Raw genomic sequence first — 23,913 nt, forward strand, 5'->3', positions numbered from 1 at the left:
AAAAAATATCGCTCTCTTTTTACATATATGCTAGGCACTTAAATCCTATAGCAAATATTAAGCATTAATCCAATCGATATCTACAAAAATCAAACGGGCAATCTTTTCCTAAGCAGGCTCATGCCCCAGTCAAAACCTTGAGCAGCATACTGTAATCGATTCATCTTTTATGGAATAAATCCAAGCCCACCAAACACATACAGCGCATTTGGTGAATGGATACGGGGCGAAGCTTACACCTAAACAGGTAAATAACCCCAACTAATCTACGTAAAATAAAATGGCATAAAATACAACGGAAAACCGGCTGTACTCCATCGCTAGCAATCGTTTTTACTCAAAGCAGCAGAATCAAAAAGCCCCAAACCATCCGTACAGAGCAAATAGGTCGTCATTGTTTATACTAGGCAACAGCAAAAACACGCCACTCTCAGTCATTTTAAAATGACAAATGAAAATGAGTTAGCACGGGGTTTATTGAGATGACCAAGCTTGACAACAAAATGATGCGACCGTTTTCTTTTTGAAATAGGGTCTCTTCTTTTTAAAGGCATCTGCGTAAAATTTGCTAAGCAACATGACTTAGCAAGTTGCATTTCAATCAAAACCCCACCCCCAATCACCCCCTCAATAAATCATAAGCAAGCCATAACACGGCTCAAAATTTTTACTGAAAACAATAATCTACATCAGGTTTTTTGCCGGAAATAAGTTCAGCAATAGCCAATGCCGAACCACAGCACTCTGTCCAACCTAAAGTACCATGCCCAGTATTTAGCCAAAGGCTTGGATACTGGGTGCGGCCAATGTAGGGTAAGTTACCTGGCGTTGCTGGCCGCAGCCCGGTCCAAAATTCAGCCGCAGCATAATCTGCACCACTAGGGAAAATATCTTTCACGCGATCAATAATCGCCTTACAACGTACTGCGTTCAAATCTAAGCTATAGCCATCAAACTCCACCGTACCCGCCACGCGCAAATAATCACCAAGGCGCGAAAACACCAATTTATGACCATCGTCGGTCAGGCTTACCGTAGGGGCGCAATGCTCTGCCCGCACAGGAATCGTTGCGGAATACCCCTTTGCAGGGTAAATATCTAAATGAATACCCAAGGGACGCAGATGCAGCGTGCTATAGCTACCTAAACTCACAACAAACGCGTCTGCAGTGAGGGCTTCCAAACCCTGATCACCCTGCACCCGCACCGCTTGCACATCGTCTCCAGCACACTCAAAGCCCGCTATTTCGCAGTCGTAGCGAAACTTCACCCCCGCCTGCTCACAGCGCAACGCTAACTCGCTGGTAAAGACCCGTGCGTCCCCAGATTCATCGCTGGGGGTATACGTACCACCAACAATTGGCCGCATAGAGCTCTGCAAAGCAGGCTCAATCAATAAGCATTCTGCGACTGATTTCACATGTCGATCTAAACCTAACTCACCCATTAATTTTGCCGCTGGAATCGCCGCCTCAAACTCTGACAGCTCAGTGTAATAATGCAATATGCCTTCTGTACGCTGGTGATATTCAATCCCTGTGCTAGCACGTAACGCTTGCAAGGTATCTCGGCTATATAAACCTAAGCGCACTAAGTTTTGCAGGTTATAACGCGCACGCTCTTTGGTGCACTGTTGTAAAAAGCGCAAGCCCCAGCGCCACTGATGCCAATCCAACTTAAAACGAAACAATAGAGGTGCGTCCTCCTCCCCCAGCCATTGCAATGCTTTCCAAGGTGCCCGGGGATTAGCCCAAGGCTCGGCGTGGCACACTGAAATTTGCCCTCCATTGGCGTAACTGGTTTCCCTTGCCGCCTCTGGGGCCCGTTCTATCACTGTAACCTCATGCCCCGCCTGATTTAAGAACCACGCAGAGGTAATTCCAATCACGCCAGCACCCAATACAATGACTTTCATTTTTATCCCCCCATCAAATAACGATTGAATTTTTTTGCCCTGTTGATTACCAAACCAAGCCGTAAATCTCAATACTAACTCGATCAATCTGTTTGCTTAACCCATGATCAATCTATTGTTTTTTCTTTATGCCCCCCATAGGGCGATTCATAATACGGCATTCAGTATCATGAAAAACACATAGGTTTAACTAGAAAGACAAGACTTGATCTAAACTAACCATCTCAGACACACTAACTCTAAAGCCAAGCCCTGCCACGCTATGAATCTGTCGCTTCGTACTTCTATTATTTTTGCCACGCTTTTAGGTTTACTCCTCCCTTCAGGCGTAAATGGCTATATCAGCTTGACCCGTCAACTCGATAATGCTCAGCGACAAATCAATAATGATCATCAACGGATTGCAGACATCCTAGTGCTAGGGATGCAAGAGCCGCTTTGGAATTTATCGCCGGACGCAGGCAAACCACTACTGGACTCGGTAGTCAGCGACGAGCGTATTGTGCGAATTACGGTCAATGATTCAACGCTGGGTTTGTTTTTAGAAGCCAATAAACCAGAGCGCCGCCGTGGGCATTTGCACTCACTCACCCGTGTCGTGAGTAAGCAAGGTAGCAATATCGGCACCATCACCATTGAATTAGACGACGGCAGTGCCACTACACGTATTAGTAGTGAGCAACGTCTCTACCTTGCTGCCGTGCTTTTGCAAATTGTTTTGAGCTTAGGGCTGATTCTTTTGCTGCTTGAATCGCGCATTATCCGTCCATTAGCCGAGCTGTCTAGGCAAGCGATTAAACTGGCTCGCCGCGAGCTAGATGAAGCCTTTACTTGGCATCGTAGTGACGAGATTGGTACGCTTGGGCAAAACTTAGACACAACACGCCGGTCTTTATCTGAACTCATTTTGACGCTTGAGCAGAAAAACCTGCAACTCGAAACCGATTTACTCGGCCGCAGGCAAATTGAACTTGCCCTGCGCACCAGTCAAGATCGCTACCAGCGTTTAGTAGAATCCACCCGTATCATTCCTTGGGATGCCAACCCAGATGAATGGCGTTTTACTTATGTTGGGCCGCAGGCTGAAGCACTGCTTGGCTACCCACTTGCGCAGTGGTATCACGAGGGCTTTCTTTCCAGCTATCTACACCCAGATGATAGGCACCACGCGTATCGCCTATTTAACGAAACAAGCAAGGAAGGTACTTCTGAGTTTGAGTGCCGCTTTCAAAGCAGCGAAGGCAAGGAAATCTGGGTACTGCTTACTGCATCTAACCAATGCGATGCCAATAATAAGCGCACATTACAAGGCTTTATTATTGATATCAGCGCACGCAAGCAAGCCGAGCTAGAGATGGAGCACTACCGCAACCACCTAGAAGAAGTTGTCGAAGCCCGTACCCGCGCGCTAGCCTCGGCCAATCACGAGCTAAAAGCATTCTCCTACTCGCTATCGCATGATTTACGAATTCCATTACGCACCATTGAAGGCTTTAGTCAAGTATTGCTTGAAGACTATATTGGCTCGCTAGATGTAAACGCGCGTAATTATTTAGCGCGTATCCGCAGCACAATACAGAATATGGCCAGCTTGATAGACGATCTACTCAACCTATCCAAGCTCACCCGCATCGAAGTGCGCAGTCAAGCGATCGACATTAGCGAATTAAGCGCAGAAATCATCGATGAATTTCGTAGCCTTCAACCACAGCGCCAAGTTGAAGTGCATATTGAAGAACATCTACAAGCCCATGCCGATCCCAAACTCATCTTGATCGCCTTGCGGCATCTGCTCGACAATGCATGGAAATTTACCGAACAAACAGAACACGCAAAGATCAGCATTGGCGCTACCCAAGTCAACGGACAAACCGTTTTTCATATTCAAGACAATGGCTGCGGCTTTGATATGGCTCATGCCGATAAAATATTTTCACCGTTTCAACGCCTACACTCGCAAAGCGAGCTCACCGGCAATGGCATTGGACTTGCCATTGTGCAATGCATCATTCATCGCCATGATGGTCGTATTTGGACCAAATCGCAGCCAGGCAGCAACACCTTCTTTTACTTCACTCTACCAAACAAAGCACAGCTCAATAATCATCTACTCAACGAATTGTGAGTAAACCCCTTTTCATTTACAGAACGATTGTTCTATAATCAAGTCACTTTCACATAGCGCTCGGGACACACACATGGACGACAACAAGAGCAAGGCACTCGCCGCGGCACTCGCGCAAATCGAACGTCAGTTCGGCAAAGGCGCCATCATGAAAATGGGGGAGAACCAAATCCAAAATGATCTACAAGTGGTTTCTACCGGATCATTAGGTTTGGATCTAGGCCTTGGCGTTGGCGGCTTACCACGCGGGCGTGTTGTAGAAATTTTTGGGCCAGAATCATCAGGTAAAACCACACTTTGCTTACACGTTGTAGCTGAAGTGCAAAAGCTCGGTGGTGTTGCTGCTTATATCGATGCTGAAAACGCACTCGATCCTGTTTACGCTAGCAAACTAGGCGTAAACGTGTCTGAAATGCTAATTTCCCAGCCAGACACCGGCGAACAAGGCCTTGAAATCGCCGATATGTTGGTTCGTTCTGGCGGCGTTGATATTATCGTAGTTGACTCCGTAGCCGCCCTTACCCCTAAGGCAGAAATTGAAGGCGAAATGGGTGATGTGCACGTTGGCCTGCAAGCACGTTTAATGAGCCAAGCCCTACGTAAGCTCACTGGTAATATCAAACGCACTAACACCCTGGTGATCTTTATTAACCAGCTACGCATGAAGATCGGCAACATGATGCCAGGGCAAAGCCCTGAAACCACCACCGGTGGTAATGCACTGAAATTTTATGCATCAGTGCGCCTTGATATCCGCCGGATTGGCGCGGTCAAGAAAGGTGATGAGATTATCGGCAATCAAACCAAGGTTAAGATCGCCAAAAACAAAGTGGCACCACCGTTCCGCATCGTGACCTTTGATATTCTTTACGGCGAAGGCATTAGCCATGAAGGTGAAATCATCGAGCACGGTGTTACGCATAAAATCGTCGAAAAGTCAGGCGCTTGGTATAGCTACAACGGCAATAAAATTGGCCAAGGAATTGAAAACTCACGTCAATATTTGAAAGACAACCCAGAAATTGCCGCTGAAATCGAACAAAAAATCCGCGCAAAACTTGGTGCAGGTGGCTTACTACCGATTGATCCTGCTGCGTTATTAGATGATCCAAAAGAAGAATCTGACGAATAAGTATGAGTTCAGTATTACGCAATAAAGCCTTGCAACACCTTGCGCGCCGTGATCATGCGCGCGGGGAGTTGCGGCAGAAACTACTACCTTTTACTGAAGATTCAAGCGAAGTCGACGCGTTGCTAGACGACTTTGTGGAGCGAGGCTGGCTATCTGATACACGCTTTGCAGAGCAATGGGTTTTCTACCGCTCTGCACGCTACGGCCCACAGCGCTTACGCGCAGAATTACAGCAAAAAGGCGTGGCAAGCGACATTATCTCTGCAGTTATGGAAGAACATGGCGACGATGAGCTAGCGCAAGCCCGAGCACTTTGGCGTAAACGATTTGGCAGCCCGCCCCAAGACCCAAAAGAAAAAAACAAACAACTGCGCTTCTTGATCAGCCGCGGCTTCTCGGTGTCGGTTATTTACAAGGTGGTATGCGGTACTGAGGACGATGATTTTTAGTCGCAAACATTACCAAGTACGCCACTAGACCAGTGATCTTGATACGCCAGACCACCTCCACGACAAAAGCAAAGCATCAAGATAGCTTTGATTAAATCGCCATCCCCGAATATTTTTTATCGAAAATCCAACTCAAATAGTGCAAGTCCCTTTTATGGTTTGAGGTGCAAGTCCCTTTTATGGTTTGAGTGGCATAAAAGGCATCCCATACATTAAAGCACCCAACGACTGCAAGAGCACCTTGCCCACATTCGGGGCAACTCCAACGCCACAGTGGCGCTAAAAATCAAATTACCCAACATGATCATCCCCGATTGTCAAACTGCTTACTGCCTATTCCTATACTAGAAAACAATGAGCATAAGCAAACAGAGAATTAGATCATGTGACCAATGCCCGCTCTAAACTAAGTCATCGATCTTGAACGCATAAAATCGAGCAAAATCCTGACCTTAACCGGTAAATAACGTGCGCTTGGATAAACAGCGTAAATGCCGCCAGCTGATAGCGTCCACTCGGGCAGCACATGCACTAACCGTCCTGCGGCCAAATCCTCTGCCACCATAAAATCAGGCAAAACCGATAACCCCGCCCCATTTCTGACCAACGCCAATACCGAAGAAGGCGCGCTTGCACGCATTACCGAGCGCATCCTTACCGTACACATTTCACCCGCTTGGTTAAATTTCCATGTTAACGGCGCTTGCAGCCGCGTCATTGTCACCCAAGGAAGCCGAGCTAAATCTTGAGGATGTGTGGGCAAAACAAACTGCGCCAAGCATGTAGGTGCGGCCACAACGCACTCTGCAAATTGCGCCAACTTAATCGCATGCAGTGCCGAATCTTGTAAGCGCCCTAAGCGAAAGGCAATGTCAATACGCTCGGCCAATAAATCTAATACTTCATCCGTAGCCAGCAATTCAATTTCTAGCTGTGGATGCAAAGAGGCAAACTCGGCCAGCAAGGGGGCAAGCACCGCACCGGCGTAATCCACCGGCACGGTGATTCTTAACAGCCCAGATGCCTTAACCTGCCCCAGTCTATCCACCGCCTCATGCGCAGCTAATAATAGGGGTGAGATATCCGCATACAGCTGTTCGCCCTGCTCAGTGAGTAATACTTTGCGCGTACTACGGGTAAACAGCGCCACGCCAAGCTGAGATTCAAGTTTGCTGATTTGCTGGCTCACTAAAGATTTCGCCATCCCTAGCCTATCCCCCGCTGCGGTAAAACCGCCCGACTCCACCACGGCCACAAAGGTGCTGAGGCGATTTAAATCCAACATAGGCATTGTTCCGTTTTTGTAAACATTCAATTCTTAATTGGCTTATTTATCTCATCAATTATAACAGGCAAGATAGCAGCATATTCTCTGGGACACACACAATGCTTCATCTTTTATTTGATCCACTTTGCGGCTGGTGCTACGGCGCGGCTCCCGCTCTTGCGGCACTCAAGCAAAATAGCAATATTGCATGGCAACTCCATCCAACCGGCCTATTTGCCCGCCCACAAGCTATGAACGCAGAAATGGCTCAGTACTTTTGGAGCAATGATCAACGCATCGCACAAATGACGGGTCAAGTATTTAGCCAAGCTTACAAAAACAATATCTTGGGTGATCTATTCACCCCATTTAACTCCAGCAACGCCACACTAGCCTATTATTTGATTAGTCAGGCCGCACCCGAGCAAGCCATTCATATCTTGCACCGCATACAACAACTACGCTACGACGATGGCTTACAAGAAAGCAGCGCATTTATTCAAATAGCAATTGAATTTGGTTTAGATGGCCAGCAATTTGCTCAAGACTTTGCCACTGGCTGGTGGCCAAAAGAGCTAAGCGAGATAACCAGCAAGGCTCAAAAAATCATGCAACAGCATGGCTTACGAGGCGTGCCTGCACTGTTATTACAAAAAGATAATCAGTTCTCTGCTGTACCTAGCTCCTTGCTTTACCAAGACCCACAAGCCTTAATCGATTTTGTAGCAAAACACCAATAATCCATACTTTAAACACCACAAAGGACTCATCATGAAAATTGCAATCATCGGCGCAACCGGTTACGTTGGCTCAAAATTATTAGCTGAAGCCCTAGAACGCGGCCATCAAGTTAGCGCCCTCGTTCAAAACATCGACAAACTGCCTAGCCACACCTCTTTAACCGCCGTTAAGGCCAATGTGAATGACGAAGCTGCGCTGACCGCTCAACTTGCTGGCCACGACATCGTGATCAGCGCCTTCAGCGGCCATGCTGCAGGTGATGTTTACCAATATTTTGTGGATGGTTTCACCCACATCTTAAACAGTGTAAAAGCCGCAGGGGTAGCGCGCTTTTTAGTGGTTGGTGGTGCGGGCAGCTTAGAAGTAGCACCGGGCGTGCAGGTTGTGGACACCCCTAGTTTTCCAGCAGAATGGAAAGGCACTGCGCTGGGTGCACGTACTGCGCTTGAATTACTGCGCAAAGAAAGCACGCTAGATTGGAGCATGCTCAGCCCATCTGCGCATTTAGAGCCAGGCAGCCGTACCGGCGTATTCCGCCTAGGTGGCGATCAGCTGCTACTCGATGCCCAAGGTGAAAGTCGTATCTCAGTAGAAGACTACGCAGTAGCGATGTTGAATGAAGCAGAAAACGCTCAGCACAGCCGCCAGCGTTTTACCTTAGGGTACTAAATTAAGGGACGATGCCGATTCAAAACGGGCGGATGGCGCTGAATCGTTTCGTTATAGAGTTTGGTGACCGGCTGAACGGCCACCAGTCACTCCAAAGGTATTTACACAGAAAGATTTAAAGGCCCTGCAAATACACGCCTAGCCATTTGCTATTGCACTCTAGCCACAGGCGTAACCCGCAACATTAAAACAGCGTGGGCACAAAAGCGTGCCCACGCTAAATTCGCTCTATTGAAACGCCACCTCAGCAAAGCTCCTTAGCTTCCGGCTATGCAGCTGACCTTCGCCCTGATCACGCAGCAACTCCATCGCTCGAATACCAATCCGTAAATGCTGATCGACCCGCTCGCGGTAGAAGTGATTCGCCATGCCGGGGAGTTTAATCTCGCCGTGCAGGGGTTTGTCACTCACGCAGAGCAAAGTACCGTAAGGCACGCGGAATCTGAAGCCGTTGGCGGCGATGGTGGCGCTTTCCATATCTAGTGCGATGGCACGGCTTTGGCTAAAGCGCCTTTGCGGGCGATTGTCAGGAAGCAGCTCCCAATTGCGATTATCGGTACTTGCCACGGTACCGGTGCGCATAATGCGTTTGAGTTCGGCCCCTTTCATTTCGGTGATTTGCGACACGGCTGCCTCCAGTGCGAGCTGAATTTCTGCCAAGGCAGGCACCGGCACCCAGAGTGGCAAATCTTCGTCTAGCACATGATCTTCACGCACATAGCCGTGCGCCAGTACGTAATCGCCCATTTGCTGCGAATTACGCAGACCCGCGCAATGGCCCAGCATAATCCACGCATGAGGGCGCAAGACGGCGATATGGTCGGTAATGGTTTTGGCATTGGCGGGGCCTACGCCGATATTCACCATGGTGATCCCCGCGTTATCTGCACGGATCAAATGGTAAGCAGGCATTTGCGGCAGGCGCGGTGGTGCAGCACCCAGCGCATCAATCGCTTCGGTACTCAGGCCCACCCGGCGAGTAATGACATTGCCCGGCTCTACAAAGGCGATATATTCGCTATTTGGGTCTTCCATGCACTCATGCCCAAGGCGCACAAATTCGTCGATATAGAACTGGTAATTGGTAAACAGCACAAAATTCTGAAAATGCTCAGGCACGGTTCCGGTGTAATGGCGCAAGCGGTGTAGGGAGTAATCAACCCGCGCTGCGGTAAACAAAGACAGCGGCTCTGGCTCGCCCGGCTTAGGCTCGTAAGTGCCGTTGGCAATGCCATCATCCATTGCGGATAAATCCGGCAAATCAAACATATCGCGCATCAGTTGGCGGCGCTCGGCCGTGAGCGAGCCTTCAATATGATCATGTTCAGCAAAAGAAAAATGCACAGGAATGGGCTGAGTACTGATTCCCACTTCTAGCTCATCTCGATGGCTTTGTAAGAGCAAAGTAAACTGCTCTAAATAATATTTCTCATACAAATCTGGGCGAGTCAGCGTGGTTTCAAAACTTCCTGGCCCCGCCACAAAGCCATAACTCAGGTGCGCTTCGCTGCCATTTAAGCGCGTGGCCGTGTCAGTTTGAATCCGAACAAAAGGATAATAGGCACGCACATGGCCAGGCAAAGTTTCACCGTCCACAAAGCGCTGCATAGCATCGCGCAAATGCGCAACGCTACGATCATAAATCAAGCGAACTTGGGCTAAAGCTTGTGCAGGATCGGTATGGCGGGTTGGAGCAACAAATTCAGGCAGGTAAGGCATACGTCGACGGCTCATTGGGTGCCTCCAGCTTTTTTATTGAAAATACCAGACGAACAAATCTTTCTAGTCGATCTATTCTACTTTTAAGTAGATTACATTTATCTTCTTTTGTTGAAATTAAAGACTCTGACTTGATCGCATGCAAGCAGTTCAAATACATCCAAACAGAGAACTGCAACCCACACAAAACCAAGCCTTTAACGACTGATGCAAAATGCTACGCATCAAGCTCTATACATAAAGCAACCCAGCAGGCTTTGCAGGAACTGCAAAATCCAAAGCTATCCCTTGTCGAGCAGAGCCAATATTTTGAAAAGCAAATCAAGGTTTAACTTACCTCCCACAAGCTCTAAGATTAGATACCCCTCTAAAAGTGCTGCACCGCAGCAATATGGATGTATACATTTTACAACCCTTACATTAAAAGAATTTCAGGCATATACCCTAGCAACAACAAGGTCTGCTGTATTCAGTAAAAATGAACTCAATGGGCTCATCGCTCTGAGTGCGGCAAGCTGCCTCAGCATATCCACGAACTGACTGATAAAAAGGCTTCAAAAATGGCGATTGCAAAAAATAAACCAGCAGTTCCTGCTACTGGCACCCGTAAAACGGTACTTGTTGATTTGGCTTTGCAAGGCGGCGGCTCGCATGGCGCTTACACTTGGGGCGTGCTGGATCGATTTTTAGAAGAAACGTGGATGGAATTTGATGGCATTTCGGGTACATCCGCAGGCGCGATGAACGCAGCAGTGATGACCGATGGCTTAGCCGCTGGCGGTCGTGAAGGCGCAAAGAAAGCACTCGAGAAATTCTGGCGCAGCGTTGCCGATGCCGCTTTGCTTAGCCCGTTTCGCCGTGGCCTGATTGAAATGCTCACGGGCAAATGGACGCTAGATTATTCCCCGGCATTCGTTGCCGCCGATCTATCAGCACGCCTCTGCTCGCCATATGACATTTCAATAGGCGGCGTAAATCCACTCAGCAAAATCCTAAATGAATGTGTCGACTTTGAACGCTTAGCAAAAACCACATTGCCACGACTATTTGTCACCGCAACCAATGTAAATTCGGGCCGTGGGCGCGTATTTCGTAATGCCGAAATTAGCTCGGATGTGTTGATGGCGTCGGCGTGTTTGCCAACGATGTTTAAAGCCGTTGAAATTGATGGCGAGCCTTACTGGGATGGTGGGTTTACGGGCAACCCAACGATCACGCCTTTGGTGCGCGATTGCGAATCTGACGATACGATTTTAGTTTCAATCAATCCGATTTCCCGCCCAGGCACGCCGCGTACCGCCAATGAAATCAATAATCGCTTAAATGAGATTTCGTTTAATTCGCCATTAATAAAAGAACTTCGCATGGCGGCGCTATTACGCAAAGTGGCAGATCCAAACAGCATTGGCGAAGGCGCAAACTGGGCCAAAATGCGAATCCACCGCGTAGAAAGCGGATCCATCATGCTGCAACTGGGCTATTCGTCAAAAATGCTGGCCGAATGGGCGTTCTTTTGCATGTTGCGTGACGAAGGCCGAAAAGCGGCGGAGCAATTTCTAGCAACGCATGGCGACAGCATTGGCGTGCGCTCGACACTGGATATTGACTTCCTATTAACGGAGGTTTAGCAAATGGGTTTGCTCGGAATTTTATTAGGGCTCGGTTTTTTAATCTGGATGTCCTTCCGTGGCTGGAGCGTGTTGGTACTTACCCCACTAGCAGCACTCATTGTCGCGATTACCTCGGGTGAGCCGATGCTGGCGCATTGGACGCAAACTTTTATGGGTGCGGCAGGCGGGTTTGTCGCGCAATTCTTCCCGTTATTTTTGATTGGCGCCGTATTTGGCAAGTTGATGGATGATAGCGGCTCAGTCACCGAAATTACGCGCTTTATGACCGAGAAACTCGGCATTCAGCGCGCGATTTTAGCGGTGGTTTTGGCCGGTGCATTAGTCACTTATGGCGGGGTGAGCTTATTTGTCGCTTTCTTTGTCATTGTGCCGATGGCGCAAGGTTTGTTCCGTGCGGCAAATATTCCTTATCGCTTAATGCCCGCGGCGATTGGTTTGGGTACGTTCACCTTTACCATGTCGGCGATGCCGGGTACACCTGCGGTGCAAAATGCGATTCCGATGCCATTTTTTGGCACCACGCCGTTTGCTGCGCCGGGTTTAGGCATTATTGCGTCTATCGTGATGTTTTCTTTCGGGATGTGGTGGCTGCTACGTGCTGCTGCAGCGGCGCGCCGCGCTGGTGAGGGTTATGGTCGTGAAGACCAAATAGAGCAAGTGAACACTGCAGTTGCTGAGCTGGCCGACAATGCTTTAACGCGTGAACGTGCTTCAACATCAGATTCTTTTGACCCGCATGAAATCCACACTGGCTGCCATAGCACCCAAGCGCCGAGCACCTTCATGGCCGTCTTGCCATTGTTAGTCGTCATTGCAGTCAACTTCATCATGTCGATGGTGATCTTACCTAGAGTGGATACGAGCTTTTTGGCTAATGCGCAATGGGGTGGCATCAGCCTCTCTTCGGTTAGTGGCGTGTGGTCGGTGATTGTGGCGCTATTGTCTGCAATTACGGTGCTGATTATTGGCAATCGCAAACGCCTGCTTAATTTGCGCGAAACCGTTGCAGCGGGTGCAAATGCATCAAGCTTGCCGATTCTCAGCGTTGCCAGTTTGGTAGGTTTTGGGGCCGTTGTGGCTGCGATGCCTGTGTTCTCTCTGGTTACTGAATGGGTGTTGTCGATTCAGGGCGGCCCGTTGGTTTCCTTGGCAGTTTCGACCAATATTTTAGCCGCACTCACCGGCTCAGCATCGGGCGGGATGACGATTGCGCTTGATGCACTGGGCGCTAGCTATTTGCAATTGGCAACTGAAATCAGCATGGATCCTGCACTTCTCCATCGCGTGGCGGTCATTGGCGCAGGTACATTAGATAGTTTGCCGCATAACGGCGCAGTGGTGACTTTGCTGACGCTATGCGGATCAACGCATAGCGAAAGCTATCTAGATATCGTGATGAGTTGTATTATCGGCGCGGTCATTGCACTGGTGGTGGTGATTGTTCTGGGGACAATGTTTGGTTCGTTTTAGCCATTAAAAAAGCCCTCGCAATCCGAAAAACATTCGACTTGCGAGGGCTTTTTGCTCTCTTTTAATAGGGTTTAGTGAATATGGCTAAACCACTGATTGCCATACTGCAACACTTGCTCGTTGAATACGCGGGTTGAAGCGGCTAACAGCAAGGTTGAGTTGAATCCGCCAACAAAGTTAATAAGACTGGAATAGGCCCTCTATTTAGACCCAAAAAAAACCGAGCAAAAGCTCGGTTTTTTTAAAAAAGCATACTACGCAGCCAAGTCCTGAGCCTGAATGGCGGTCAAGGCAATGGTAAAGACAATATCGTCGACCAAAGCACCGCGCGACAAATCATTCACCGGTTTACGCAAGCCTTGCAACATCGGGCCAACGCTGACGACATGGGCGCTACGCTGTACGGCTTTGTACGTGGTATTGCCGGTATTCAGATCAGGAAATACAAACACCGTCGCCTTACCCGCTACCGCACTGCTTGGCGCTTTTTGTGCGGCCACTTCGGATACAGAAGCGGCGTCGTACTGCAGTGGGCCATCCAAAACTAAATCAGGGTAAAGGCTGCGAGCCAACTCGGTGGCTTCGCGCACCTTATCAACATCCGCCCCAGCGCCAGAGATACCGGTACTGTAGCTAATCATTGCCACCTTAGGATCCACACCAAAGGCACGGGCGCTATCGGCACTTTGCTTAGCGATTTCTGCAAGCTGAGTGGCATTTGGATTAGGGTTGATGGCGCAGTCGCCATAAACCAACACTTGCTCGGGCATCAGCATAAAAAATACTGACGATACAATAGACGAGCCTGGCGCAGTTTTAATCAGCTGTAAAGCGGGACGCACCGTGCTGGCCGTGGTGTGGATAGCGCCTGATACCAAGCCATCTACCTTATTCACTGCCAACATCATCGTTCCCAGCACTACAGAATCTTCAAGTTGTTGCAACGCTTGGCCTTCAGTCAACCCTTTGCTCTTACGCAGCTCAACCATGGGTGCAACATACTCAGCACGAACAACATCGGGATCAAGAATTTCTAAGCTAGCGGGCAATGAAACACCTTGTGCTGCGGCAATTGCTTCGATGGTGGCACGCTTTCCGAGCAACACGCAGTGAGCAATCCCTTTTTCTTCACAAATAATCGCAGCGCGAATCGTGCGTGGTTCTTCGCCCTCAGGCAAGACCACGGTTTTACGCGAAGAGCGTGCTTTTTTGATGAGTTGGTAGCGAAAGGCAGGGGGCGACATCCGTGTCGATGGAGGCACTTTCACTGCATTCATCAACATGCCCATATCAATTTGCTCTGCCACCGCATCCAGTACCAAATTCATGCGCTCGCTATCGTCTTCTGCAACGGCAGGGGGCAATTGCGTGATCCGAATCGCGGTATTAAAGCTGTCGCTATCCGTACTTAAGACGGGGATGCCGCTGTTTAAAGCTTGACGTGCTAATTCCAAGATACGGTCATCGGGCTTACTAGAATGCGTCAATAATAAGCCTGCTAACTGCACGCCCTTACTGGCGGCTAGTGCGGTTGCCAGCATGACGTCATCCCGATCTCCGGCACTAATCACCAGCGCACCCGCTTTTAGGCGCTCGATCACTTCAGGTACAGAGCGCGCAGCAATCACCGTTTCTAATACACGGCGGTTAGCAATATCGCCTTCAATCAGTATTTCTGCATTTAAATGACGGGCGATATCTAGGGTGCGCGGTGCCATTAGCGCGGCGTCGTATTTGATCACCCCCCATAACGCAATACCATCCAATTCATATTGAGCCGATGCTGCATCAAAGTTATCAGCGGCTTTATTAAAGATGACTCCCGCTACTTTGCAACCTTCGTTTTTTAGTTGGCTAGCCGCTAAGCGAGACTCTGCCACCGCACCAACGGCACGGGCATTCGCCACCAAGATCACTTCGGCTTGCAAGCTACGGGCAATCTCATTATTGAGGCGGGCAGTAAATGCATTACTTGGATCTAAGTGCATCCCTTCAACCACCAGCACATCCACCCCCTGCACCGCCCCCATGCAAAGACTCACAATGTCTTCGAGCAGCTCATCATTTTGCCCCGCAGAAACGCGAGCAACCACTTGGGCGATAGAGAGCGAGTGCGGGCATTCAATTTGGCAAATTTGCGTGGCAAAATGAGTAGAGCGCTCAATACCGTGGTGCTCTTGTGACACCGGTTTAACAAAGCCTACTTTTAGACCTTGACGTTGTAAGGCGCGAACAACGCCTAAAGAGACCGAAGTAAGGCCAACATTTTGCCTTGTAGGTGCCACAAAAAAAGTTTGCATAATTTGATCCTAAGCTCGCCGCAAGCTTGGTTACGGCTAAAAAAACGGTAATTTGTATGACAGACAGGCCAAGCATCCCGTAAAGGCCGTCAATGTAGAACAAAGCGCTGCTTTTAGGTCGGCAACTTTCACACCTCGTGCATCAACTTTGCGTCATGTCATAAAAAAACACGGTCATTGGCTGCAATTGGCGTAAATACTCACAAAACACCAACGCTATAGCGTAGTTTACAAGCTGAATAGGGACTTTCCAGCCATAGGGCACTTCCAAATGACAAAGGGAAGGAAGTTTAAATCAATCAGAAAAACAGGGCTTAAAATCGCCTAGCAGCCTGTCGGGCTTAAGCGATCGTAGCGAGGAAAAGACCGGTTTGAGACAGATTTCGCGGGTTTTTGAGGCGAATAGCTGGCTATTCAACGAGAAAATGCGTGAAATATGACCAAATCCGGCTTTTCCGTAGTAGATCAGTCTTAAGTCCGACAGGCTGCCAGCCCAAGGACAAGAATAGAGGCCATTATTTCCTTACTTACCTTAACATTTACTTAAGTAAGACTGTCGCTCTGCTTTATATCAAAGAATCGTTTAGAATCACCTTGCTGCCGTGCAGCATCACGTTCTCCATCCATCACCTTAGGTGAGTTTTATGACAGTTATTGTCGTTTTCAATCAAAAAGGTGGCGTAGGTAAAACCACGGTGACGGCCAATTTAGCGGCAGCTATCGCCAAAAATGGTGTAGAACCCCTTGTTATTGATCTAGACCCGCAAGCTCACCTCACCTCACTTTATGGCATCAAGCCTAAAAGTAGTCAGAGCATTTACCGCTTTTTTCAGGGCGCGAGTACCCTTTCAGATTTAATTATTTCCAGAGACGACGGCATCAACTTTGTGCCTTCGCATTTAGAACTTGGCAAGGTGGATGCGCAGCTTACACGGCACAAAGATCACGTTTGGCGGCTCAAGCTCGCGCTGACCGCTGAGATGCTTTCAGGCTTTGGCCTGCCGATTATTATTGATTGCACCCCTACCCTTGGTGTGTTGTCGTTTTCAGCGATATTTGCTGCAGATATTATTCTGGCTCCCGTAGCCGCTGAATACCTAGCCCTTAATGGTGCAATGCAACTTGCGCAAACTTTAAAAGGATTAGAAAAATTCCAAGCCCGTAAACCACGCCGGTATTTAATTAACCGCTACACCCCAGGCCAAATTACCGCCGAAACCGTATCGGGTCAGCTCACTAAGCATTTTCCTGGCGAAGTACTTAAAACGCGGATTCGGGAGCAAGAAGCGCTCTCAGCAGCGGTGGGTAGCGGATCAAACATCTTTGATTTTGCCCCCAGCTCTGGTGCTGCGGCTGACTTTACTTTTTTACTTGATGAGCTAATCGAAAGTAACTTAATTTCGCTTTCATTAGATCTTCCATTCGAGTAAGATTTAAAACAAAACCGATGCAAATAGCCTGCTACTGGCGGTAGCAGGCTGATCTAAGCAGCCTATTTGTTCAGGTTAAACAAACACAGGACTGCGTGGTAATACACCGGCAGAAATCTTACACCTCTGTTAATATTAGCCCCGTATTACGTCGTTTGTTTTACCTTATTACCTTGCACTTTGGAATCAACGTCTTATGTTTAACGCCGTACCGCTTTCTGAACAACTGCAGCAATACTTCGGTTTTAGCCAATTTCGTGATGGGCAGCGTGAAGTTGTTGAAGCATTAGTTAATGGGCATTCGGCAATGGCGATTTTTCCAACAGGATCAGGAAAATCGCTGTGTTATCAGCTAGCCGCTTTGCAAATGCCACACCTTACTTTGGTGATATCTCCGCTATTAGCCTTAATGCGCGATCAACTGGCGTTTTTGCATAGCAAGGGCATTCGTGCAGCCGCCATTGACTCCAGCCAAAGCCGCGAAGAAACCCAGCAAGTGATGCAAGATATACAGCAGGGTGAGCTAAAGATTTTAATGGTTTCAGTAGAGCGTTTAAAAAACGAGCGTTTTCGCCGTTTTATAGGCCAAGTATCAGTTTCATTACTGGTTATTGACGAAGCCCACTGCATTTCGGAATGGGGGCATAATTTCCGTCCTGATTACCTAAAGCTGCCCGATTACAAAAAAGAACTCAATATCCCGCAAGCCCTACTCCTTACAGCGACAGCCACGCCAGCCGTTATCCAAGATATGGCGAGCAAATTTGCCATTCGCGATGAGCACGTTACAGTAACGGGCTTTTACCGCAGCAATTTACATTTGCATATTCGCCCCGTAGACAGCACTCAAAAAGACGCAACCCTCATTCATCTGCTCGAAAAAACGCCGAATGCCCCCTGTGTGGTGTATGTAACGCAGCAGCAAACCGCCGAAACAGTAGCTGATAAATTACAGGCAGCAGGAATCCACGCCACGGCTTATCACGCGGGCTTAGATAATCTGCTACGCCAGCAGATTCAAGATGATTTTATGCAAGGCAAATCGCAAGTGATTGTGGCAACAATTGCCTTTGGCATGGGTATTGATAAAAGCGATATTCGCCAAGTGATTCATTACGATTTACCCAAATCGGTAGAAAACTATAGCCAAGAAATTGGTCGCGCTGGGCGGGATGGCAAAAAATCGCTCTGTACTTTATTAGGCAGCCAAGATGGGCTAAATCTGCTAAAAAACTTTGTTTATGGCGATACGCCAGAGCAAGCATCCATTGCCAAAGTATTAAAAAATATTGTAGATGAAGCGGGAATGGCCAATGGGAGATGACGTTATTTAGCCTGTCTTCCCAAAGCAATATCCGCCAATTGCCTTTAAAAACCTTGCTGGTATATTTAAATATGCAAGGCAAAATTAAACCGCTGTATAGCTATTACAGCGAATACCGTTTTGTATTGCAAATGAGCGAAGCCGATTTGCTGGGGCATTTTAATAGTGATCGGCGCGAGTTTATTGCCACCTTGCTCAAGCATTCCAAATTAGCCAGAACATGGTATAGCTTTGATTTTGTCTCTTTTTTAAATGAATTCCCCGATCAGCGCCAACGCGCCGTAGCCGCGCTAGAATATCTAGATGAAGCAAGTTTTTTGCGCCTAGAAACCAAGCAAATGACCGATGTTTTTCAAGTGCTAAGCCCCATTGATCCAGCGCCATTATCCTTAAGCCTTTATCAGCAGTTTAACCAAAAAGAGCAAAACGAGCTTAATCGCCTCAGCCAAATGCTGGCCTTATTTGAAAGCACCGAATGCCTAAGCCATACACTTGCCAATTACTTTGGTGATGCCGCGGCACCCACACAATGCGGGCATTGCAGCGTATGCCACGGCAAACCCGCCACCTTGCCCCCTGCCCCAGAGCTGGTTGAGCTAGAACGCCTAGATTTAAACGCTATGTGCCAAGACCTGATCAGCAAAGCAGGTAAGCCCCTGAGTGCGCATCTACTTAGCTGTTTTCTCTGTGGCATCACCCTGCCCCACCTCACCAAATACCGCGCTAGTAAAATGACTTATTTTGGCAAACTGGCAGATTACCCTTTTGCAGAAGTCAGGGCAGCTTTGTTGTTGGAAACGATCTTGCCCACTGATAACAGCATGGCCCTATAAATGGCGTAAATCAGTGCAAAAATAAGCCACGACTCATCAAAAGATCGCCAACGCAAAATCGCAAGCATGACCATTGCGGCGTAGAATGCGCTGTTTTTTGTGTTTTCTTGAGAATTTTATGGCAAAACTTTACTTTCGCTACTCCGCCATGAATGCGGGGAAATCTACCGCCATGCTCCAAGTTGCTCACAATTATGAAGAACGCAATATGCAAATTGCACTCTTTACCGCAGCGATTGATGACAGGCATAGCGTGGGCACAGTGGCATCGCGCCTAGGGGTGACGCGCTCGGCAGAGATTTTTAACGTAGATACCGATTTTAGTCAGTTATTTTCCAATCGAATTGTGGCCTGTATTTTGATTGATGAAGCGCAGTTTTTAAGCCCAGAGCAAGTCAAGCAGCTACATATCTTGGCGCATCAAAAGAATTTACCGGTGATTTGCTACGGCCTGCGCGCCGATTTCTTGGGCATGCCCTTTCCTGGCTCTGCCTATTTGCTTGCACTGGCCGACGATTTAGAAGAAATGAAAACCATTTGCCTATGCGGCAAAAAAGCAACGATGAATGCCAGATTTAATGCCGCAGGCTTACGTGAAGTATCTGGCGAGCAAATTGTGATTGGCGGCAATTCTCTCTACCTTGCCATGTGCGCGAAATGCTATTACGCGGCTAAAACAACTTAACACCCTAAGACAAAAGAAACGTAGGGGCGCTGCTTGCTGTGCCCCTACGAAGTATTCGCATCATGCCACGCCAATATTCACATCAAATGCAACTGACTTGCACAAAAGGGTGATAAATTGCTATTGTTCGCCCTGATGCTGTAATGATGCACCATAAATATCGGAGATTGGCGTGAGAGGTTTATTTGAAATGGCCGCATGGCAGCGGGTGCTGTGTGTGCTGCCTTTATTATTACTGCTATGGGCACTGACCGATTGGGCCATGCAAGCATGATTGAAGTACACCACCTCACACTCTGCTACCGCGATAGAACTGCGGTACATGCGCTGTCTGGCCGGTTTGAAACCGGCAGCCATACTGCCGTGGTTGGCCCAAATGGCGCAGGAAAATCCACCCTATTGGCCGCTTTGGCTGGGATTAAATCTGCTGATCAAGGCCATGTGCATTCACATGGCAAACTGGCTTTTTTAGCCCAGCTTTCTACCCTAGACAAGCAATTTCCCTTAATGGTAAGAGAGCTGGCTCTGGCAGGGGCTTGGTCTCGGCGTGGCGCATGGCGCGGCCTCTCTAAGCAAGATCGCTTGCAAGCCGATGCCGCTCTAGAGCGTGTAGGCTTAAGCGATTTTGCTAATGCACCGATTAGTAATTTATCCGGCGGCCAGCTGCAACGCGCTCGCTTTGCACGGCTGATTGTTGAAGATGCCGATGTGTTGCTGCTAGACGAGCCTTTTGCCAATGTGGATAGCACCACGGTAGATAAGCTTTTAGAAGTACAAGACGATTGGCATCGCCAAGGAAAAACCCAAATCACCGTCTTGCACGATATCTCGCAAGTACGCGCGCACTATCCGCAAACCCTGCTCCTAGCGCAATCGGCCATTGCTTGGGGCAATACCGCTGATGTACTGACGAATGAATTACTTGCAGAAGCAAACCGCCGCGCTCAGCACTGGCGCAATGATGCTGCATGGTGTGAGGTATGCGAATAATGGCTCAATATGAAATTATCAGCGCACTGACAGAATTTGCTTTTATGCGCCGCGCACTGGTCGGCAGCATGGCGTTGGCGATAGGCTGCGCACCAGTAGGCATTTTGCTCTTACTGCGGCGGATGTCTTTATTTGGCGATGCCCTATCGCACGCCGTATTACCTGGGGCTGCCATTGGCTTTTTACTTGGGGGCTTAACCTTGCCTTGGCTGGCTGGAGGCGGATTAGTGGCAGGCTTACTGGTGGCTTTAGCTGCCAGCGTGGCCGCCAGAAAATCCCGATTAAACGAAGACGCCAGCTTCGCTGGGTTTTATTTATTGGCGCTGGCCATTGGCGTGCTGATTGTTTCTAAATGGGGCAGTAGCGTTGATCTGATTCATCTTTTATTTGGCTCAGTGCTGGCCATTGATGATCCATCTTTACTAATTGTAAGTAGCGTAGCCACGATCACCCTGCTCTGGCTAGCGATTGAATACCGAGGCATTGTGCTGGAATGCGCTGATTCAGGCTTTATTGCCGCCACCAGCGGCAATGGCATGCGCTTTCATATTGGCTTTATGGTAATTGCCGTGCTTAATTTTGTGGCAGCCTTTCAGGCTATGGGAACCCTAATGGCGGTGGGGCTAATGATGCTACCTGCAGCCACCGCTCGGCTGTGGGTAGAAAGGCTTTCCATGCTGTTTGTGCTGTCTTGGGCGATTGCCCTATTTGCCTGCGTAGCGGGGCTAATTGCCTCTTACCAATGGGACTTGCCATCTGGCCCCGCCATTGTACTCATTGCAGGCGCTCTGTACTGCCTATCGCTGCTACTTGCCCCTTTTGGCTTATTTGTGCGGCGCAAATCGCGTCACCATGCGATTTAAACCTTAAACCTAGCTGACTTTCAGGATTTAATCATGCGTAAACATTTACTCGCCCTGCTACTGGCCGTTAGCAGCGTCGCCCAAGCAGCACCACTTAAAGTAGCGGCTAGCTTTAGCGTACTGGCTAATTTAGTACAGGAAATCGGCGGCAGCCGAGTGGAAGTCAGCAGCTTAGTGGGCATGGATGAAGACGCACACATCTGGCAAGCCAAACCCGCAGACCTTAAAAAACTCTCGGCTACCTCTATATTTTTTGTCAACGGGCTGGGTTTCGAAGGCTGGTTAAAGCGCGTGGAGCAAGCCTCTGCCTATAAAGGCCACGTGGTTACCGTTAGCAAAAACATCAAGCCAAGACAGATGGCAGAAGCGGGCCATGAAGGCCATAACCACGGCCACACCGATCCACACGCTTGGCATGACCCACAGGCCGTGCTGCTGATGGTAGAAGAAATCAAGCTCGCACTAACAAAAGCCGACCCCGCCGGTGCAAACCAGTACGCACAAAACGCTAGTCGCTTTAAAGGCCAGATTGCAGAGCTGGATCAAAAAACCAGCACCGCTTTTGCTGCGATTCCAGCAGCTAACAGAAAGCTAGTAACTTCACACGATGCATTGGGTTATCTAGGTGCACGCTATCAGCTGCAATTACTGCCGCTACAAAGCATTTCTACTGAAGCCGAGCCCAGCGCCCGACAAATGGCAGCACTAATCCGCGAGATTCGTAAAAACAATATTCGTGCAGTGTTTGCAGAAAACATCAGCAATCCAAAGCTGATTGCACAAATTGCCAGCGAAACCCAAGCCAAAGTTGGCCCACCTCTCTATACCGATGCTTTATCAAAAAAAGCGCCCAGCTGGCTGGCCATGTTTAGCCATAATACGCAGGCTATTTTGGACGCTTTAAAGTAAGAGGCTGCTCAATGCAAATTCGCAAAGTGATCCTCCCCCTTGCCGCCTTACTCACTCTTACTGGGCTGATCGGCTCTTTAGCCTCTAATGCTGATGAGCCGCTTACCAGCTGGCAATTGCTGGCTAAGATTAAAATCAGCCCTGGCTTATTGGGGGAAGCTGAAACAACATTTGACCCTCGCATTAAAGCATTGGATCAAACAGACATCAGCTTGGCGGGGTATATGTTTCCGCTGCAGGCAGGGAGTAGTGTGCGGCGCTTTATTTTATCGGCTAAACCACCTACCTGCGCCAGCTGTATGCCTGGTGGTAGCGAAGCCATGGTATTGGTGAATAGCCCCCAGCCGATTAAAGTCAGCACTGAGCGCATGCATATTAAGGGACAGTTCAAAATTGTGCAGGAAATGGGGCTGTTTTATCGACTAGACATGGCTTGAGATCTTCCACATGCCTTAGTAGGGCTTTACCCAAGCCATTGCCCTGCCAATCGTCATGCACAAAAAAGTGGCTCATTAAGTCTGTTTGTTGTAAATCTGCATACGCCACCAACTGAGCTTTGCACTCCACAATACGAGGATTTAATCGCTCAAGGAATTCGCTAACCAAATACATCTCGTAACCTGCCGCAGATCACAAACAGCGCTGCAACAATCCTTGCAAAACTGCCCAGCGTTTAGCCAGATTAATTTTCCTGCCCATGCATAAAAGAACAGCCCTCAGTGAGCTACTGAGAGCTGTTGATGGCAAACTTACGTTTATTCCAAATCAGCGTAGCTTTGAATCACGCGCGAAACAAGGCCGTATTCAATGGCCTCCTGCGGGTTCATCCAGTAATCACGCTCAATATCATTCAGTACTTTTTCTAGGCTTTGCCCGGTTTCTTTAGCAATCACCGCCGCAATTCGCTCCCTCATACGGATGATTTCTTTAACTTGGATTTCCACATCGGATGCCGACCCACCCATGCCGCCGCTGGGTTGATGAATCAAAAAACGCGTATTTGGCAGGCATACCCTTCGCTCTTTTGGCACAGAAAGGAATATATGTGCTCCTGCGCTGGCCACCCAGCCGCTGCCTATCATATTCACCGGCGCACGAATAAATTTGATGATGTCGTGAATTACATCGCCCGATTCCACATGGCCGCCAGGCGATGAAATCAGGATATTAATCGGCTTGGCGGATTCTGTTGCCAGCGCAATTAAGCGCCTAGCAGTGTCTTTAGCCAATACATCGTTAATGGTGCCGATAATAAAAACAAAACGCGATTCAAACGCTTTTTCTTCCAAAAAGGCATCTTGCGAGCCTCCTGTTGCCGCGACTTCTTCAGACATTGCATGCTCCCCAGACGGTTAAACTTACAAACATCAACAGCAATCATAATGGAATACGTGAAGATTGCCACCTTTATTCATTATGCAGCCCAGCATTTCCTTACTAAGCGCCCGAGCATTGACGCTA

Annotated in this window: 21 protein-coding genes; 15 read left to right on the forward strand and 6 right to left on the reverse strand. The window is 48.6% G+C overall.

The features are described from left to right. Nucleotides 1–667: 667 nt before the first annotated feature. Nucleotides 668–2,002, reverse strand: a complete 1,335-nt coding sequence (locus C1H71_RS18765; RefSeq protein ID WP_308418295.1) for a D-amino acid dehydrogenase — start codon at nucleotides 2,000–2,002, stop codon at nucleotides 668–670. A 175-nt stretch (nucleotides 2,003–2,177) separates the two neighbouring features. Between C1H71_RS18765 and C1H71_RS18770 the strand changes: the two genes are divergently transcribed. From C1H71_RS18770 to recX, 3 genes are all read left to right on the forward strand, one after another. Further along, nucleotides 2,178–4,040: an ATP-binding protein gene (locus C1H71_RS18770; RefSeq protein WP_130107928.1), complete on the forward strand. Its 1,863-nt coding sequence runs from the start codon at nucleotides 2,178–2,180 to the stop codon at nucleotides 4,038–4,040. Nucleotides 4,041–4,113: 73 nt separating this feature from the next. Then, nucleotides 4,114–5,172, forward strand: a complete 1,059-nt coding sequence (recA, locus tag C1H71_RS18775; protein WP_130107929.1) for a recombinase RecA — start codon at nucleotides 4,114–4,116, stop codon at nucleotides 5,170–5,172. A gap of 2 nt (nucleotides 5,173–5,174) precedes the next feature. Continuing rightward, entirely contained in the window at nucleotides 5,175–5,621 is a 447-nt protein-coding gene (gene recX, locus C1H71_RS18780; RefSeq protein WP_130107930.1) for a recombination regulator RecX, read from the forward strand. A 406-nt stretch (nucleotides 5,622–6,027) separates the two neighbouring features. On the opposite strand, the gene C1H71_RS18785 is transcribed toward recX, so the two are convergent. Then, nucleotides 6,028–6,906, reverse strand: coding sequence for a LysR family transcriptional regulator (locus tag C1H71_RS18785; RefSeq protein ID WP_188053425.1), 879 nt, complete (start codon nucleotides 6,904–6,906; stop codon nucleotides 6,028–6,030). Between the two features lie 101 nt (nucleotides 6,907–7,007). Here C1H71_RS18785 and C1H71_RS18790 point away from each other — a divergent pair, with 101 nt between their 5' ends. Together C1H71_RS18790 and C1H71_RS18795 are read left to right on the forward strand one after the other, a co-directional pair. Next, nucleotides 7,008–7,628 (forward strand): DsbA family protein, encoded by a 621-nt coding sequence (locus C1H71_RS18790; RefSeq protein ID WP_130107932.1) that lies wholly within the window; start codon nucleotides 7,008–7,010, stop codon nucleotides 7,626–7,628. 31 nt (nucleotides 7,629–7,659) lie between these two features. Next, nucleotides 7,660–8,298: an NAD(P)-dependent oxidoreductase gene (locus tag C1H71_RS18795; RefSeq protein WP_130107933.1), complete on the forward strand. Its 639-nt coding sequence runs from the start codon at nucleotides 7,660–7,662 to the stop codon at nucleotides 8,296–8,298. A gap of 228 nt (nucleotides 8,299–8,526) precedes the next feature. Here C1H71_RS18795 and C1H71_RS18800 read toward each other — a convergent pair whose 3' ends face one another. Continuing rightward, complete coding sequence (locus tag C1H71_RS18800) at nucleotides 8,527–10,032, reverse strand: AMP nucleosidase (protein WP_262488330.1); 1,506 nt, start codon at nucleotides 10,030–10,032, stop codon at nucleotides 8,527–8,529. 545 nt (nucleotides 10,033–10,577) lie between these two features. On the opposite strand from C1H71_RS18800, the gene C1H71_RS18805 reads away from it, so the two are divergent. Next, nucleotides 10,578–11,645, forward strand: a complete 1,068-nt coding sequence (locus C1H71_RS18805; RefSeq protein ID WP_130107934.1) for a patatin-like phospholipase family protein — start codon at nucleotides 10,578–10,580, stop codon at nucleotides 11,643–11,645. 3 nt (nucleotides 11,646–11,648) lie between these two features. Beyond that, nucleotides 11,649–13,118 carry a GntP family permease gene (locus C1H71_RS18810; RefSeq protein ID WP_130107935.1) on the forward strand — a complete coding sequence of 490 codons (1,470 nt, stop codon included), beginning with the start codon at nucleotides 11,649–11,651 and terminating at the stop codon, nucleotides 13,116–13,118. Nucleotides 13,119–13,372: 254 nt separating this feature from the next. Here C1H71_RS18810 and pta read toward each other — a convergent pair whose 3' ends face one another. Further along, nucleotides 13,373–15,418 carry a phosphate acetyltransferase gene (pta, locus tag C1H71_RS18815; protein ID WP_130107936.1) on the reverse strand — a complete coding sequence of 682 codons (2,046 nt, stop codon included), beginning with the start codon at nucleotides 15,416–15,418 and terminating at the stop codon, nucleotides 13,373–13,375. A gap of 644 nt (nucleotides 15,419–16,062) precedes the next feature. On the opposite strand from pta, the gene C1H71_RS18820 reads away from it, so the two are divergent. The 8 genes from C1H71_RS18820 to C1H71_RS18850 all read left to right on the forward strand — a co-directional run bounded on the left by C1H71_RS18820 (nucleotide 16,063) and on the right by C1H71_RS18850 (nucleotide 22,889). Next, the gene (locus tag C1H71_RS18820) at nucleotides 16,063–16,848 is read left to right on the forward strand and encodes a ParA family protein (protein ID WP_130107937.1); all 786 of its coding nucleotides are present in this window, start codon (nucleotides 16,063–16,065) and stop codon (nucleotides 16,846–16,848) included. 196 nt (nucleotides 16,849–17,044) lie between these two features. After that, the gene (locus tag C1H71_RS21145) at nucleotides 17,045–18,172 is read left to right on the forward strand and encodes a RecQ family ATP-dependent DNA helicase (protein ID WP_223145931.1); all 1,128 of its coding nucleotides are present in this window, start codon (nucleotides 17,045–17,047) and stop codon (nucleotides 18,170–18,172) included. After that, the gene (locus tag C1H71_RS21150) at nucleotides 18,169–19,005 is read left to right on the forward strand and encodes a RecQ family zinc-binding domain-containing protein (protein WP_223145932.1); all 837 of its coding nucleotides are present in this window, start codon (nucleotides 18,169–18,171) and stop codon (nucleotides 19,003–19,005) included. Before C1H71_RS21145 ends, C1H71_RS21150 begins: the two co-directional genes overlap by 4 nt. A gap of 118 nt (nucleotides 19,006–19,123) precedes the next feature. Next, a complete protein-coding gene (locus tag C1H71_RS18830) occupies nucleotides 19,124–19,690 on the forward strand; it encodes a thymidine kinase (RefSeq protein ID WP_130107938.1) in 567 nt (188 codons plus the stop codon). A 270-nt stretch (nucleotides 19,691–19,960) separates the two neighbouring features. Further along, entirely contained in the window at nucleotides 19,961–20,680 is a 720-nt protein-coding gene (locus C1H71_RS18835) for a metal ABC transporter ATP-binding protein (RefSeq protein WP_223145933.1), read from the forward strand. Further along, on the forward strand, nucleotides 20,680–21,543 hold the full coding sequence (locus C1H71_RS18840; protein WP_130108300.1) for a metal ABC transporter permease: 864 nt from the start codon (nucleotides 20,680–20,682) through the stop codon (nucleotides 21,541–21,543). The genes C1H71_RS18835 and C1H71_RS18840 overlap by 1 nt, the downstream gene beginning before the upstream one ends. Before the next feature lie 33 nt (nucleotides 21,544–21,576). Further along, nucleotides 21,577–22,452 (forward strand): metal ABC transporter solute-binding protein, Zn/Mn family, encoded by an 876-nt coding sequence (locus C1H71_RS18845; protein ID WP_130107939.1) that lies wholly within the window; start codon nucleotides 21,577–21,579, stop codon nucleotides 22,450–22,452. 11 nt (nucleotides 22,453–22,463) lie between these two features. Continuing rightward, on the forward strand, nucleotides 22,464–22,889 hold the full coding sequence (locus tag C1H71_RS18850) for a DUF3299 domain-containing protein (RefSeq protein ID WP_130107940.1): 426 nt from the start codon (nucleotides 22,464–22,466) through the stop codon (nucleotides 22,887–22,889). Here C1H71_RS18850 and C1H71_RS22070 read toward each other — a convergent pair. Together C1H71_RS22070 and C1H71_RS18860 are read right to left on the reverse strand one after the other, a co-directional pair. After that, nucleotides 22,840–23,064 carry a GNAT family N-acetyltransferase gene (locus C1H71_RS22070; RefSeq protein WP_130107941.1) on the reverse strand — a complete coding sequence of 75 codons (225 nt, stop codon included), beginning with the start codon at nucleotides 23,062–23,064 and terminating at the stop codon, nucleotides 22,840–22,842. The two genes, C1H71_RS18850 and C1H71_RS22070, sit on opposite strands and share 50 nt — an antisense overlap. Before the next feature lie 143 nt (nucleotides 23,065–23,207). Then, nucleotides 23,208–23,786 (reverse strand): ATP-dependent Clp protease proteolytic subunit, encoded by a 579-nt coding sequence (locus tag C1H71_RS18860; RefSeq protein WP_130107942.1) that lies wholly within the window; start codon nucleotides 23,784–23,786, stop codon nucleotides 23,208–23,210. Nucleotides 23,787–23,913 lie beyond the last annotated feature (127 nt).

Origin of the sequence: Iodobacter fluviatilis, from assembly GCF_004194535.1 — a bacterium.
Lineage (GTDB): Bacteria > Pseudomonadota > Gammaproteobacteria > Burkholderiales > Chitinibacteraceae > Iodobacter > Iodobacter fluviatilis_A.